The organism is Streptomyces sp. NPDC097619 (assembly GCF_040302735.1).
Taxonomy (GTDB): domain Bacteria; phylum Actinomycetota; class Actinomycetes; order Streptomycetales; family Streptomycetaceae; genus Streptomyces.
This window is the reverse complement of sequence record NZ_JBEOSD010000043.1, coordinates 1-13,220: the sequence shown is the minus strand read 5'-3', so window position 1 is coordinate 13,220 and position 13,220 is coordinate 1. Positions and strand designations below refer to the sequence as shown.

The window sequence follows — 13,220 nt, the reverse complement described above, 5'->3', positions numbered from 1 at the left end:
ACCCGAACCCCGAAGGCCCGGCCCCCCGGCTCCGGCCCTACCTCCCCCCACCGAACCACCGGGAGCGGCGGTTCCCCGAGGCGCCGGTGCCGCCCGCGCCGTCCGGCGCGTTCCGGTCGGCCCGGGCGCGGGCGTCGTCCCGCTGTCGGATGAGGTCGTCGCGCTCGCGGTCCGCCACCGCCGCTTCGCGTCGGGTGGATCCGGCACCGGCGGTGACACCCGCCACCCGGGCCCGGCGCGCGGCCCGCCGGCCCGCCGACAGGAGGAGGGCCAGCCCGAGCAGGCCGACCGCGCCCACGGCGATCCCGTACAGGAAGAGCGCACCGGTGGAGCTGGTGACGTGGTAGCCGAAGACGGAGAAGTCGGAGGTGAGTTCGTGGGCGCTGCCCAGGTTGGACATGACGCCCGCCACCGCGATGACCACCGCGGCGATCAGGATGACGAGTCCGAGGATGAGGATCATGACAGGCTCCCTGTTCGTCTCCCCCCGTTTCCCCCTTCGCCCGATCACCCCGCCCGCGTGGCCGGACCGTCGGGTCGGCAGGCTGGACCCGCAAGGCGCCTACCCCCCCACCCGTACGTCACGCCGGATCGGTTCGACGGGCGGATGCCCGCCGGCGGTGCGGGCCGTCAGGGGGTGTGCGGCTCGGCCCGGACGGTCTTGCGGGCCGCGTCGGGTCCTGCGGGCGACGGAGGTGGACCGCAGGGCGTGTCCCTCGTGGGTCCCTCGGTCCCCGCACCTGTCCGCACCGGGCCTCGGACACACCTCGCCGCGTGCCCCGGACCCGTGCCCGGCGGCTGTCACCGGGGGTCGGGGGCGGCCGCGCAGGGTGGTCCCGGGGGGCGGATCAGGGGCCAGCGGTCTCGGTGGTGGGGATCCGCGCGGTGATGGTCTTGCCGTGGGGCGTGTGGTGCACGTCGGTGCGGGCGAGGCGGTTGATGAGCAGCCATCCGAAGCCGCCCGGTTCCGCCGGGGCCCAGGGCCGTTGCTGCGGGAGCCGCGGGGAGGCGTCGGAGACGGCTATGAGGACGACGCCGGGCCGGGGAACGACGCTGAAACCGGTCACACCGCCGGCGTGCCGGTCGGCGTTCGACACCAGTTCGGTGACCACCGTGTCCACGTCGGCGATCCGCTCCGGCGGCACGCGCAGTCGCTCCAGGAGCCGGCGGGCCAGATCGCGGGCCTGACCGCAGCCGATCCCGGCGCCCGGCAGAGCCGATGTGCCGTCCGGTGCCGTGCTGCCTTCCATGTCCGCCCCCCGTCCGGGCCCGGGCCGTGGCGGCAGGCTGTCATCCGCCGCCGGGATCCGGCCGTGCCCCGTTCGCTGGGCGGCAGTGTAGCCGCGTCGTCGGACAGTGCCCCGACCGCACCGCCCCGGGGGAGGGCGGGGCGGTCCGGGCCGGTCGTCAGGCGGGGAGGAGGGCTGTGCGCAGCTTGTCGAGGGTGCGGGCGAGGATCCGGGAGATCTGCATCTGGGAGATGCCCAGCCGCTTGCCTATCTCGGCCTGGGTCATCTCATGGCCGAAGCGCAGCTGGAGGATGAGCTTCTCCCGCGGGGCGAGCCCCTCGATGAGGGGCGCGAGGGCGTGGAGGTCCTCGAAGAGCTCCATCGCCGAGTCCTCGGCGCCGAGCAGTTCGGCGAGGGGCCGGGGGGCGGAGTCGTGGGTGTCGTCGCTGCCGTGGTCGAGGGACTCGCTGGAGTAGCCGTTCGCGGCGACGATGCCCTCGACGACCTGTTCCTCGGTGAGATTCAGGTGCTCGGCGAGCTCGGCGACGGTGGGGTCGCGGTCGAGGACGGTGGCGAGGGCCTCCTTGCCCCGGGCGAGCTCGACGCGGAGTTCCTGGAGGCGCCGGGGCACGTGGACGGCCCAGGTGGTGTCGCGGAAGTGGCGCTTGATCTCGCCGGTGATGTAGGGGAGGGCGAGGGTGGTGAACTCGTTGCCCTGGTCGGGGTCGAAGCGGTCGATGGCCTTGATCAGACCGATCGTGCCGACCTGCACCAGGTCCTCGATGTCGGTGTCGCCGCCGCGGTTGCGGAAGCGGCGGACGGCGAACTGGACCAGGGAGAGGTTCATCTCGATCAGGGTGTTGCGGACGTACTGGTACTCCCGCGTGCCCTCCTCCAGCATCTGCAGGCGTTCGAAGAAGACCTTCGACAGTGCCCGTGCGTCCCCCGGGGCCACCTCGCGGGCGTCGACCACGCGGGGCAGCGGAGGCATTGCCCCGTCGGCCGCCTCCGTGTGGTCGCTCCGGGACGGTGCGGTGGCGGACGGCGTGGCAAGGACGTTCATTTCTCAGCTCCTCGACGGTGTGGTCGGCGCCCCTCGGCGCCGGACGACTGCGGGTAGATCATCGCCCGAACAAGAACACCCGTCAAGTATTACCTGAAATACACTTCCGGTAATGACGAGTCGACAACAGGAGGGCCACGCCCCGGCTTCCGCCGGCCGCGGCCGCGTCCCCGATCCCCACGACCGCGCTCCTGCCCCCGAATCCGCGATCCTCACATGTCGGTCGTCGCCCGCTTCGGATCGCGGCCGGCCGCGGAACCCGCCCTGGGGCCTCGCCGCCTGGCACCCCGAGGCCTGACCACCCGCTCACCCCACCACCCTTACGGGCTTCCTCGGCCCGCGGCGTGGGCGATCCGCCGGTGGGGCAGGCCCGTCAGCCGTTCAGGGTGGCCGAGGGGGAGCGGCCGTAGGCTCGGCGGTAGGCGGTGGCGAAGTTTCCGGGGCTGCTCCAGCCCCACCGGGCGGAGACGTCCTGGACCCGCACGCCCCGGCGGGGATCGGCTGCTTGGAGTTCGGCGTGGGCCCGGGCCAGTCGGACCCGCCGCAGGTAGGCCATCGGCGCTACTCCGTAGCGGCGACGGAAGGCGTGCTGCAGGGCCCGTGGGGCCGTTCCGGCCGCGGCGGCGATGTCGGTGAGGGTGACGGGCCGATGAGCGTTGTCGTCCATGAAGGCCATGGCCCGGTGGGCGGCCGCGGATCCGAGCCCGTTGGGGCCCGCGGTGTAAGGGCTGCGAGCCGTGAAGCTGTTGGGGAACGCGGTAAGCGCGGCGGCCGCGAGTGTTCGGGCGAGGGCGTCCGCGACGAGGACGCTCACAGGCCCCGAGGCGAGCATGTCGTGGGCGTGACGGGAGGTCGCCGTCCACAGGGCTGTAGCGCGGGGCCCGTCAGGGGTCAGCCGGTCCAAGCGGAGCTCGTCCCCCTCGGGTGCCAAGCCCGCGACATCGCGCAGCAGGGCCGGGTCGAGGACGACCGTCTCGCAGACCGTGCCGTCGACCCGTCCCTCGTACCCGCCGCCCGGATCGCAGGGGACGCACACCTCACCCGCCGCCAGGCGGGCGTGGCGGCCGGCGCTGGTGACGGCGGCCCGGCCGGCGGTCACGGTCGTCGCCGCGAAGTCGGGGAAGTGGGAGACGCGGAAGGAGAAGCGATACGGCAGCCTGACCCGGTCCACCCGTAACGGCCCCACCTCGAACCGCGTCAGGCGCAACTCCGGCTCCGGCGCCGTGTCCTCCACCCGCAGGTGGACGACGTCCATCGCGTACAGGCTTCGCAAGCCGCGCACCACCGCGTCCGCTCCCCGCAGGACCACGGACTCCTCGCTCACGGGGGCACGACCCTCACTCGTAGCCACCGGACACACCTCCCTCACGGCCACTCGACCTGCCCGTGACTCTCCCCGCTCCCGGGCGCGCGGGCAGCACCAAAAGCGAAGTCACCACGACGCGAAACGAAACCCGACCCACGCCCCGCCGAGTACCCCCGGACGCCCCGGCTCGTGCGCCCGCCCTTCACGCCCGCTCTCGACGGGCCGCCACAGGTCCGGATCGTCACCGACCGCGATTACCCCGCGCTCGTGTGGGTAAGCGCGCCGCGGCACACACGGAGTGATGCAGACTGCTTCGCGTGTCGCAGGGGTGACCGGGCGCCGTCTTCGGCCCGTTTGCGATGGCTTAGGGTGCTCGCAGTTCGAACGAATGGGGATGTGGATCGTGGTTGGTGGGGACGTGGCGGACCGTCTGGTCGCCTTGCTTTCGGTGAAGGGCGAGGACCTGGCGGCCGACTGGGCGGACAAGGTCGCCGGCTCGCTGAGCGGCCGGGTCAGCCGCGGGGAGGTCCAACGCGAGCTCCAGGAGCTGTATACCGCGCTGGTGGCCGCGCTGGGCCACGGCAGTCTGGACGCCCGAGGGGAGACCTTCGGCGAGGTGCGCGCGCTGCTCACCGAACTGTCCCGGAACCGTGCCCGGCAGGGCTTCACCCCCACGGAGACGGCCGTGGGCGTGTTCGCGCTCAAGGAGGTCCTGGAGCCGGCGCTCGTCGGCCGGGACTCCGACGTGCAGGCCTATCTGAAGTTCGGCGCGCTCCTCGACGCGCTGGGCCTGTTCACGATCGAGGTCTACACGCGGACCCGCGAGGAACTGATCGCCGCGCAGGCCGAGCAGCTCATGGAGCTGTCCACGCCCGTGGTCAAGCTGTGGGACGGGATCATCGGCGTTCCGCTGGTCGGCACTCTGGACTCGGCGCGCACCATGGTCGTGATGGAGAAGATGCTCCAAGCCCTCGTCGACACGGGGTCCGAGCAGGCCATCATCGACATCACGGGCGTCCCGGCGGTGGACACCGAGGTCGCGCAGCACCTGCTGAAGACCGTCGTGGCCGCCCGCCTCATGGGCGCGGAGTGCACCATCTCCGGCATCCGTCCGCAGATCGCCCAGACGATCGTGGCCCTGGGCATCGACTTCGGTGACATCGTCACCAAGGCCACCCTGGCGGACGCCCTCCGCCACGCCCTCCGCCGCTCCGGCTCCACCATCTCGCAGGGCTCCGCGCAGGCCGGTGGCCGGTGAGCGAGCAGGTTCCGATCCTCCGGATCGGCCAGGTCCTGCTGGTCTCCATCCAGACCGACCTCGACGACCGTTCCGTGATGCTGCTGCAGGACGACCTCGCCGCGGCGGTCGTCGACTCGGGTGCCCACGGGGTCGTCATCGACATCACCGCCGTGGAGATCGTCGACTCCTTCGTGGGCCGGATGCTGGCCACGATCGCCGCGATCTCCCGACTGCTGGACGCGCAGACCGTAGTGGTCGGCATGCGGCCGGCCGTGGCCATCACCCTGGTCGAACTCGGCCTCTCCCTCGGCGGGGTACGGACCGCGCTGACCCTCGACAAGGGCCTCCAGGCCCTGGAACGGGCCCGCCGACAGCAGGCGGGAGAATCCGCGTCCCCCTCCACGCGCGCCGGTCACGAGGGCTCCGGTCCGGATGCCCCGGCGGCCCTGTGAACGGGCCGGCCGGTGAGCCGACCGTGCTGGAGATCACCACCAGCGCCGGGGTGGTCCAGGCCCGTCAGCTCGTCCGCACCTTGGCACAGAACCTGCGGCTCTCTCTGGTGGAGCAGACCAAGCTCATCACCGCGGCCAGTGAACTGGCCCGCAACACGCTGATCTACGGAGGTGGCGGAACGATGACCGGCACCGTCATCGAGGAATGGGGCCGACGGGGCATCCGCCTGGTCTTCGCGGACCAGGGCCCCGGCATCGCGGACGTCGAACTCGCGCTCACCGACGGCTGGACCTCCGGCAACGGCATGGGACTGGGCCTGTCCGGCTCCCGGCGCCTGGTGGACGACTTCGTCCTGGACAGCGCACCCGGCCGGGGCACCACGGTGACCATCACCAAGTGGGCCCGGTGACCGGCGGAGGCGGGCACCTGCTGCTGGACTGCGAGGACACGGCCTGGTTCCGCGACCAGCCCGAGGCAGCCCGCGGAGCGGCGGCCGCGCTCGGCCGGCGCATCGGCCTGGGCGAGACCCGTACCGCCGAACTCGTTCTCGCCGTCGCCGAACTGGCCACCAACGTGGCCAAACACACCCGCGACGGCTCCATCCTGCTGCGGGTCCTGCGCAACCGGGACGTGGCCGGAGTGGAAGTCCTCGTCACCGACAGCGGGCCCGGCATGACCGACGTGCCGGCGGCCCTCCGCGACGGAACGTCGACGGCCGGGACCCTGGGCATCGGCCTCGGGGCGGTCCTGCGACTGTCCGACCGCTTCGACATCCACTCCGTCCCGGGCCTGGGCACCGTCCAACTCGCCCGCTTCTGGCCACGCCCGCTGCCGTCCTCCGTGACGGGCGAACCCCTCGTCGGCGGAATCACCCGCCCCATCAGCGGTGAGGACGTGTGCGGCGACGCGTGGGCCGCCCGCACCCACAGCATCGATGCCGGCTCCGGCGCCGCGCGGATCGGCGAGGACACCGGCACCCGGCGCGCACTCACGCCCGCCCCCACCCTCGACTGGTCCGCCCTGACGGCCGCCTCCGCCACGGGATCCGCCCTCCGTGCGAGCCCCACCCGACCGGACGGCTCCTTCCGACCGACCGTGGTCGAACGGCCCGCCGGCACCACCGGCACCGCTTCCGGTCCCGAACCGGGCGTCCTGGTCATGGCCTGCGACGGACTCGGCCACGGCCCCTTGGCGGCCAACGCCTCCCGGGCGGCGGTCGACGCCTTCCGCGCCGGACCCGGCCACACCCCCCAGCAGGTGATGGGGGACGTCCACCGGGCCCTGCGCGGCACTCGTGGCGCGGCCGTCGCCATCGCCCGCCTGGAAGCCGGCGGCCGGGTGGAGTTCTGCGGCATCGGAAACATCACCGCCGCCGTGGTCAGCGCGGACAAACGCGCCACCCTCCTGTCCCACCCCGGCATCGTCGGACACCAGACGCGCACCCTGCGCACCTACGAACACCGCATCCCTCCCGGTGGCGTGTTGGTGATGCACTCGGACGGCCTCAGCGACCGCTGGAAGGCCGCCGATCTGGCCTCCCTGCTCCACCACCCGCCGGCCCTGATCGCGGCGGCACTGCTGCGCCAGGCCGCGACCCGCCGCGACGACGCCGGAATCGTCGTCGCCAAGGGCCGCCCGTGACCACCCCCGCCGCTCGCACCCCCGCCCCTCGCACCGGCGGCCACCACCCCGCGCTCGTCACCGCCGTCGGCACCGAGCAGGACGTCTTCGCCCTGCGCCGGCACGCCAAGGCCGTCGCCGCCGCCGCGGGCTTCGACAACCGCGACCAGGTGCGCCTCGCCACCGCCCTCAGCGAACTCGGACGGGACCTGCTGCGTCCCGCCGTGATGACGGCCGGCTTCGACGTATTGTCCGAACCGGCCGCCCTGCGGGCCTCCCTGCGCTGGCACGACGACCGGGCCCCCAGTGTCGAATCGCTCGCCGCCGTCGTCCGACTCCTGCCGCAGACCCGGTACACCCCCGCCCCCGTCGGCTCCCGGCTCCGCGGCGGCCGGATCGAGATCACCTGCCCCCTGCCTCCGCTCTCGGACCACGGCCTCACCACCGAGCGGCTCCGCACCCTCGTCGAGCCGCAGACCGCGCCCGCCGGCGCACTCGACGACCTGCGGGCACAGACCCGCGACCTGCTCGCCGCACTGGAAGAGGCACACGCCCAACGCGACGAGCTGGAACGCCTCAACGAGGAACTCACCGCGACCAACGCCGGTGTCATGGCCATGTACGCGGAACTGACCGTCGAGCACAAGGACGTGGTGGAGCGCTTCGGGCAGGAACACGAACTCGCCCTGACCCTCCAGCGCACCTTCCTCCCCGAGACCCTCCCCGAGACCCCCGGCGTCGAGCTCGCCGTGCGCTACCTTCCCGCGGCCACCACCGCCGAGATCGGCGGCGACTTCTACGAGGCGGTCGAGACCCCGCACGGACTCCTCTTGGCCGTCGGCGACGTGGCCGGGCACTCCCTCAAGGCGGCCGTCGTCATGGGCCAGCTCCGCCACGCCCTGCGCGCGTACGCGGCCCAGGGCCATCCCCCGCACGTCCTGCTCCAGCACCTCGATCACCTGCTGGGCCTGCACCAGCCGGGTTGGACCACCACGCTGTGCCTGGCCCTGGTCGAACCCGGTAACACCCGCGTCCACATCGCCAACGCCGGCCACCTCCCCCCACTGCTGCTGTCCCCCGACCACCCTCCACGTCTCCTGCGCGACCACGGCCCGCTGCTGGGCATCGGCCTTCCCCAACCTCCCGCCGTCACCCATCGCCTCGCACCGGGCAGCCGTCTCCTGATGGTCACCGACGGCCTCGTCGAGACCCGGGGCACCGATCTCCTCGCACGCCTCGAAGCCCTCGGCGTCACCGCCGCGGCGGGACCCGAGGACCCCGAGGCGCTCTGCGCGGACCTCGTCGAGGTCTTCGCCGCCGAACCCGCCGACGACATCGTGGTCTTCGCCGCCCGGTTCCGACCACCGCCCGCCACCACGACCGCGGGCCCCAGCGGCGGTCCGGTGACCGCATGAACGTTCCCGGCCGTGCGACCCGTGGGATGGAGGAGAATGTTCCCGTGAGCGCAGATGAACCGGTGGTCACCTCGACCACGCACGAGGGCGTCGTCGTCATCCGCCTGCGCGGAGCCGTCGACGAGGACAGCGCCACCGACCTCGTCGCCCTCCTCGCCCGAGCGGCCGCCAACGGCACCTCGCGCACGGTGGTCGACCTGTCACTGACCAGCTTCGCGGACTCCCACGCCCTGCACGCCCTGCTCGACGCCCAGAAGGCGCACCGCGCGACCGGTACCCCGCTGATCCTCGCCGGTCCGCTGCAGGTGGCGGTCCGGCGGTTGTTCGAGGTCACCGGTACCGGGGCCGCGTTCCGGATGACCGAGGACCTGGAAACGGCGATGACATGCTGACGCGAAGCCGAACCGTCGCAACCGACGTGCCCCCGCCCGCCACCCACGACGCCGGGCGGGCGATGACGCCATGACGCCGCTCATGCCCGACACCCCGGACGACGCCGGTTCCCCGACCGCCGCAACCCCTGCGGCGGACGCCCCGCCGCGCTCGACGGCCGCTGCCCGCGACCAGGTTTCCGAACTGCTCAAGCGACAGGGCCTCGATGTCGACGGCCTTCCCGCGGCGGACGCGCTCCTGGTGACCACCGAACTCGTGACCAACGCGAACCGTCACGGTGGCGGTCTCCTCGCCTTCGACGCCGCGATCACCGACGACGCCCTCCACCTCGCCGTCACCGACAGGAACCCGCTCCTCCCCGTCGTCCGGACGACGGGCCCGGACCAACCGGGCGGCTTCGGCTGGCCCCTCATCCAGAAGCTCTCCGCACGCGTGCACATCCGCACCCACGCCGACGGCAAGACCATCACCACCGTCCTGCCCCTGTCCTGACAGCGCGGCCACCGCACCCCGCCCGGGGTACGGTGGCCGGGCCCCTCGCCCCCGCCGCGTGGGGTGCGGGGCGGCGGACCTCACGCCCGTCGTCGGCGGACCAGCCAGATCGCCACGGCCAGAGCACCCGCGGCCACGAGCAGCAGGCTGTTCTCGCGCGCCGTCCGGACCCCGCCGGCCGTACGTCCCCGCACCGGCTCGGGCGCGCGGTCGCGACCCCGATGGGCCGGTCCGACGGCCTTGTGGTTGAGCACGGCGGCCTTCGCACCCGCCTGTTCCATCCATTCGCCCGCCGCGGCGGCGGCCTGCTCTTTGACTTCGACGGCCTTGTCGCGGGCCCGCGCCTTGACGTCCGCCTTCGCCGCGAGTGCCTCGACGGTCCGGCCGAGATCGGCCCGGGTACGCTCCACCTGCTCGCGCAGTTCCTCGGGCGTGGGGGCGTCGGTGTCCTCATGGTCCGGCTCGCTCATCGCCGCGCACTCTCCTTGATCCGGGCCACATCGGCCTTGACGTTCTCGATGGTCTGCTCCGGTGCCGGTGACCCCGCGCGGCCGACCTGCTTCTTCCCGCTCAGAGCCATCACCGCGGCGATCACGCCCAGCAGCCCGGCGACGATCGACGCGGCGGCCCACACGGGGAGGACGACCGCCAGCGCGGCGATCGCCGCCGCCACCAGCGCCTGCAGCATGAGGAAACCGACGACCCCCGCGCCGCCGACCAGACCGCCACCCTTGCCGTAACGCTTCCCCTTCTGCCTCAACTCAGCCTGTGCCAGGCGTAGTTCACCGCGCACCAGCTCGGTCAGCTGCTCCGAGGCGCGTTGCACCAGCTCACTCACCGGCTCCTGCGCGGCCCCGTGCACCTGCCGTTCGGTGGTGGGGGAGTGCGTCTGCCCGCTCGACACGGCGATCACCTCCTTCGCTTCCTTCACATCGCGTTCCGTCGACCGTCGCACCGCCGTGCGCCCCGACCGACCGTTGATCGGCGTGTACCCAGGGCCGCCCGGTTCATCGGGTCCCTCCCGAAGGGTCTTTCGGCAGGGACCCGGGCACGGCCCCCACCGACCCGACGGGGCCGGGCCCCGGCCGGCGGCGGGCAGCGATCACCGGGTGGGGCCGCGTCAAGTCACCACGACAGGGCACACGCACGGTCATGGACGCAGCCACGGCACACCCCGCACTGTCCGCCGCACGTCCCCCGTACGGGGTGGCCGTCAGCCGTCGGCGCCCGCGCCGCGCGCGGCTGCTCGGCTGGTCCGGAATCACCGGAGCCCTCCGACGCCGCGGCCGCCGGGCCCGGGACGTGACGCTCCTGGGGACGAGCATCCCCGGCCCTCCGGGGGAGGAGGGCAACTGCCTGCTGCTGGTCCGGGCCCGCAGGGTCGTCGGACAGGTGCACTACCGGCTGTGCGCTGACTGCGAGCAGGGGCTCATCACGGGCCTGGTCATCGACGAACACCTCCTCGGTGCGGGCCTCGGCCACCGCGCCCTGTCCCACCTGCGTTTCCGCCACCCGGGGCTGACGTGGCGCACCACCCTCGACCCCCGTGCCGCCGCAGGCCTGGCGCGTCGTCGGCCCCGGCGCGCCGTCGCGGCGGGTCGGTTGTGCCTCCACGCGTCCGGGGGGCGGAGCGACGCGACCGCGGTGGCCCCGGGCGTGTGAGGGGCGTGTGAGGGTCGTCTCCCCTCGACCCGGCGCGCCGCCGGAGGTACCTCGAACGTGACACCGCCGGGTCCGTTTCCGGCCGGGTGGGCCCGGCCGGAAACGGACCCGGCGGATCGGGGCGATATCGACCGAGCGGTCAGGGGCCCTCCCGGCGGTCCTGGGGGTCGGACTGGTCGGGAGTTTCCCAGGACCGGCTCCGGGCGCGGGCGGCCGGGTTCTGCTGGGCGGGGGTGGTGCCGGGGTCCTTGCGGGCCGCGGCGCGTCTGCTCCCGTACCAGAACGCGCCGATCAGGAGCAGGACGACGACCACCCCCGCGAGGATCAGGAGCAGGGACGGCGAGGCGGAAGCGGCCAGAGGCATAGAGGCGATCATGAGCCGCGTCTACCCCCGATCCGCGGATTCGCACCTGAGAACCCCCTCCGTCGCTCCGCAGTCACTCCGCCGGGCTCCTCGACGCCCGATGAGCCCGGTCCGCTCCGGGGAGTGAGGCCTGTCGGTCCCGGGGTATGCGCAGGGTCCGAACCGACGCCGGACACGCATCCGGATGCCGGGTGACAGCCGTGGCGAGGTGGTGTGGGGACATGAGGACGGGACCGGTCGGGTGACCCTCTCCGACGCCGTGTACCTGGCCATGGGCCTCGTCGCACTGGGCGCGGCCGTGCTCCCCCGGCTGCTCTTCCGCCGCCCGCTGTCGATGCCGATGGTGTTCCTGGCCGCCGGCATGGTGGCTGCCTCGCTCCCAGGGGTGCCCGCTGTGCGACCGGGGGAAGACCGGCTGTGGGTCGAGCACGCCACGGAGCTGTGCGTGATCGTCTCCCTGATGGGTGCGGGGCTCGCGTTGAACCGGCCGGTGGGGTGGCGGTCGTGGGCGGGTCCGTGGCGGCTGCTGGGCGTCGCGATGCCCCTGACCATCGCGGTGGCGGCCGTGGTGGCGGCGCCGCTGCTGGGCTGGCCCGTCGCGTCAGCGGTCCTTCTGGCGGCGGTCCTCTCACCCACCGACCCGGTGCTGGCGTCCGAGGTGAGGGTCGGCGAGCCTAGCGAGGCGGAGGACGACGAGGACGAGGTCCGCTTCTCCCTCACCGCCGAGGCGGGCCTCAACGACGGTCTGGCGTTCCCGTTCGTCCTGGGGGCGATCGCCCTGGCCTCGGCCGTCGCCGCACCGTCGGCCCAGGTGTGGCCCGTCCGTTGGTTCGCCGTGGACCTCCTGGCCCGTGTCGCCATCGGGATCGCGGTGGGCTTCGCCACCGGCCGGCTGCTCGGCCGGATGTTCTTCCGCGCGCGCCCCTCGGCGCTGCGGCTGTCGGAGCACATGGAGGGCTTCGTCGCCCTCGGGGCGACGTTCGCGGCGTACGGCGCCACCGAGCTCCTGCACGGGTACGGCTTCCTCGCCGTGTTCGTCACCGCCTGCACCATCCGCGCCGCGGAACGCGGCCACGGCTACCACCGCGTGCTCCACGGATTCACCGAGCAGGTCGAGCGCCTGCTGACGGCCTTCCTGCTGTTCCTCCTCGGTGGGTACCTCGCCACCGAGGGGTGGGCCCACCTCACCTGGCGAGGTGCCGTCTTCGCCCTTGTCCTCGTCCTCGTCGTCCGTCCCCTCACGGCCTGGCTGAGTCTGGTGGGCGCCGCGGGTGGCCCGAGGGAGCGCCTGGTGACGGCGGCCTTCGGCATCCGCGGCATCGGCTCGCTGTTCTACCTCGCCTACGCCCTCGGCCACAGCCCCCACTTCGCGGCGGAGGCGCCCCAGCTGTGGTCCCTCACCGCATTCACCGTCCTGCTCTCGGTGCTCGTGCACGGAGTGGCCGCCACCCCGGTCATCCGCCGCCTCGACCACCTGCGGGACTCGTCCGCCTCCCCGCCGTAGGGGCGCGCGGACAGGACGGGGGCGCGGCGTCCCGGGCACGGCGGAAGGCGCACATCCGGAGGAATCCGGTCGATCCCGGTAGGGGTCGCCCCATCGGGGCAGACGCGGATCATGACTTCCAGCGATCACACTCCGCTCCGCGCCGTTGCGCTCGTCTGCTCCCTGTCCCCTTCGCCCACCCCGTCGAGTTCGCAGTTGCTGGCCGAGCAGACCATGGCGGCGCTCGGCCGGCACGGGGTGACGGGCAAGACCATCCGGGTCGCGGATCATGACGTCCGGCCGGGGGTGAAGACCGACATGGGTGAGGGTGACGCCTGGCCGGCTATCAGGGACACGATCCTGGCTTGCGACATCCTGGTCCTGTCCACCCCGATCTGGCTGGGCCACCCCTCCAGCGTCGCCCAGCGGGTCCTGGAGCGCCTGGACGCCGAGATCGGCGAAAGCGACGACGAGGGCCGCATGCTCACCTACGGGAAGGT

The 13,220-nt window shown here is 73.2% G+C and carries 17 protein-coding genes; 10 read left to right on the top strand and 7 right to left on the bottom strand.

Features of this window, described 5'->3' with window-relative positions; genetic code table 11:
* Window positions 1-37 precede the first annotated feature (37 nt).
* The 4 genes from ABTZ17_RS14690 to ABTZ17_RS14675 all read right to left on the bottom strand — a co-directional run bounded on the left by ABTZ17_RS14690 (window position 38) and on the right by ABTZ17_RS14675 (window position 3,643).
* A complete protein-coding gene (locus ABTZ17_RS14690; RefSeq protein WP_352195958.1) occupies window positions 38-463 on the bottom strand; it encodes a hypothetical protein in 426 nt (141 codons plus the stop codon).
* Between the two features lie 385 nt (window positions 464-848).
* Window positions 849-1,250 (bottom strand): ATP-binding protein, encoded by a 402-nt coding sequence (locus ABTZ17_RS14685; RefSeq protein ID WP_352195957.1) that lies wholly within the window; start codon window positions 1,248-1,250, stop codon window positions 849-851.
* Between the two features lie 157 nt (window positions 1,251-1,407).
* Complete coding sequence (locus tag ABTZ17_RS14680) at window positions 1,408-2,292, bottom strand: SigB/SigF/SigG family RNA polymerase sigma factor (protein ID WP_352195956.1); 885 nt, start codon at window positions 2,290-2,292, stop codon at window positions 1,408-1,410.
* A gap of 373 nt (window positions 2,293-2,665) precedes the next feature.
* Entirely contained in the window at window positions 2,666-3,643 is a 978-nt protein-coding gene (locus ABTZ17_RS14675; protein WP_352195955.1) for an AraC family transcriptional regulator, read from the bottom strand.
* A 349-nt stretch (window positions 3,644-3,992) separates the two neighbouring features.
* Between ABTZ17_RS14675 and ABTZ17_RS14670 the strand changes: the two genes are divergently transcribed.
* The 7 genes from ABTZ17_RS14670 (at window position 3,993) to ABTZ17_RS14640 (ending at window position 9,211) form a co-directional block, all read left to right on the top strand.
* The gene (locus ABTZ17_RS14670; RefSeq protein ID WP_352195954.1) at window positions 3,993-4,856 is read left to right on the top strand and encodes an STAS domain-containing protein; all 864 of its coding nucleotides are present in this window, start codon (window positions 3,993-3,995) and stop codon (window positions 4,854-4,856) included.
* Window positions 4,853-5,290, top strand: coding sequence for an STAS domain-containing protein (locus ABTZ17_RS14665; RefSeq protein ID WP_352195953.1), 438 nt, complete (start codon window positions 4,853-4,855; stop codon window positions 5,288-5,290). The genes ABTZ17_RS14670 and ABTZ17_RS14665 overlap by 4 nt, the downstream gene beginning before the upstream one ends.
* Complete coding sequence (locus ABTZ17_RS14660; protein ID WP_502994682.1) at window positions 5,287-5,700, top strand: anti-sigma regulatory factor; 414 nt, start codon at window positions 5,287-5,289, stop codon at window positions 5,698-5,700. Before ABTZ17_RS14665 ends, ABTZ17_RS14660 begins: the two co-directional genes overlap by 4 nt.
* A complete protein-coding gene (locus tag ABTZ17_RS14655) occupies window positions 5,688-6,932 on the top strand; it encodes an ATP-binding SpoIIE family protein phosphatase (RefSeq protein ID WP_352195952.1) in 1,245 nt (414 codons plus the stop codon). The genes ABTZ17_RS14660 and ABTZ17_RS14655 overlap by 13 nt, the downstream gene beginning before the upstream one ends.
* Window positions 6,929-8,326 (top strand): PP2C family protein-serine/threonine phosphatase, encoded by a 1,398-nt coding sequence (locus ABTZ17_RS14650; protein ID WP_352195951.1) that lies wholly within the window; start codon window positions 6,929-6,931, stop codon window positions 8,324-8,326. Before ABTZ17_RS14655 ends, ABTZ17_RS14650 begins: the two co-directional genes overlap by 4 nt.
* Before the next feature lie 44 nt (window positions 8,327-8,370).
* The gene (locus tag ABTZ17_RS14645; protein ID WP_352195950.1) at window positions 8,371-8,718 is read left to right on the top strand and encodes an STAS domain-containing protein; all 348 of its coding nucleotides are present in this window, start codon (window positions 8,371-8,373) and stop codon (window positions 8,716-8,718) included.
* An 82-nt stretch (window positions 8,719-8,800) separates the two neighbouring features.
* Window positions 8,801-9,211 carry an ATP-binding protein gene (locus ABTZ17_RS14640; RefSeq protein WP_352195949.1) on the top strand — a complete coding sequence of 137 codons (411 nt, stop codon included), beginning with the start codon at window positions 8,801-8,803 and terminating at the stop codon, window positions 9,209-9,211.
* Between the two features lie 80 nt (window positions 9,212-9,291).
* On the opposite strand, the gene ABTZ17_RS14635 is transcribed toward ABTZ17_RS14640, so the two are convergent.
* Both ABTZ17_RS14635 and ABTZ17_RS14630 read right to left on the bottom strand, forming a co-directional pair.
* Window positions 9,292-9,681, bottom strand: coding sequence for a DUF3618 domain-containing protein (locus ABTZ17_RS14635; RefSeq protein WP_352195948.1), 390 nt, complete (start codon window positions 9,679-9,681; stop codon window positions 9,292-9,294).
* Window positions 9,678-10,049, bottom strand: coding sequence for a phage holin family protein (locus ABTZ17_RS14630; protein ID WP_502994684.1), 372 nt, complete (start codon window positions 10,047-10,049; stop codon window positions 9,678-9,680). The genes ABTZ17_RS14635 and ABTZ17_RS14630 overlap by 4 nt, the downstream gene beginning before the upstream one ends.
* A 314-nt stretch (window positions 10,050-10,363) precedes the next feature.
* Between ABTZ17_RS14630 and ABTZ17_RS14625 the strand changes: the two genes are divergently transcribed.
* Window positions 10,364-10,873 (top strand): hypothetical protein, encoded by a 510-nt coding sequence (locus ABTZ17_RS14625; RefSeq protein WP_352195947.1) that lies wholly within the window; start codon window positions 10,364-10,366, stop codon window positions 10,871-10,873.
* A 139-nt stretch (window positions 10,874-11,012) separates the two neighbouring features.
* Here ABTZ17_RS14625 and ABTZ17_RS14620 read toward each other — a convergent pair whose 3' ends face one another.
* Window positions 11,013-11,237, bottom strand: a complete 225-nt coding sequence (locus ABTZ17_RS14620; RefSeq protein ID WP_352195946.1) for a DUF6479 family protein — start codon at window positions 11,235-11,237, stop codon at window positions 11,013-11,015.
* A 241-nt stretch (window positions 11,238-11,478) separates the two neighbouring features.
* Here ABTZ17_RS14620 and ABTZ17_RS14615 point away from each other — a divergent pair, with 241 nt between their 5' ends.
* Both ABTZ17_RS14615 and ABTZ17_RS14610 read left to right on the top strand, forming a co-directional pair.
* Window positions 11,479-12,741 (top strand): cation:proton antiporter, encoded by a 1,263-nt coding sequence (locus ABTZ17_RS14615; RefSeq protein WP_352195945.1) that lies wholly within the window; start codon window positions 11,479-11,481, stop codon window positions 12,739-12,741.
* A 111-nt stretch (window positions 12,742-12,852) separates the two neighbouring features.
* A partial coding sequence (locus ABTZ17_RS14610; protein ID WP_352195944.1) for a flavodoxin family protein occupies window positions 12,853-13,220 on the top strand: 368 nt, incomplete at its 3' end.

Excerpts from the sequence above, each read along its gene's own strand:
- ABTZ17_RS14690 (WP_352195958.1), bottom strand. The coding sequence starts at position 463 with ATGATCCTCATCCTCGGACTCGTCATCCTGATCGCCGCGGTGGTCATC.
- ABTZ17_RS14685 (WP_352195957.1), bottom strand. The coding sequence starts at position 1,250 with ATGGAAGGCAGCACGGCACCGGACGGCACATCGGCTCTGCCGGGCGCC.
- ABTZ17_RS14680 (WP_352195956.1), bottom strand. The coding sequence starts at position 2,292 with ATGAACGTCCTTGCCACGCCGTCCGCCACCGCACCGTCCCGGAGCGAC.
- ABTZ17_RS14670 (WP_352195954.1), top strand. The coding sequence starts at position 3,993 with ATGTGGATCGTGGTTGGTGGGGACGTGGCGGACCGTCTGGTCGCCTTG.
- ABTZ17_RS14640 (WP_352195949.1), top strand. The coding sequence starts at position 8,801 with ATGCCCGACACCCCGGACGACGCCGGTTCCCCGACCGCCGCAACCCCT.
- ABTZ17_RS14635 (WP_352195948.1), bottom strand. The coding sequence starts at position 9,681 with ATGAGCGAGCCGGACCATGAGGACACCGACGCCCCCACGCCCGAGGAA.
- ABTZ17_RS14625 (WP_352195947.1), top strand. The coding sequence starts at position 10,364 with ATGGACGCAGCCACGGCACACCCCGCACTGTCCGCCGCACGTCCCCCG.
- ABTZ17_RS14620 (WP_352195946.1), bottom strand. The coding sequence starts at position 11,237 with ATGCCTCTGGCCGCTTCCGCCTCGCCGTCCCTGCTCCTGATCCTCGCG.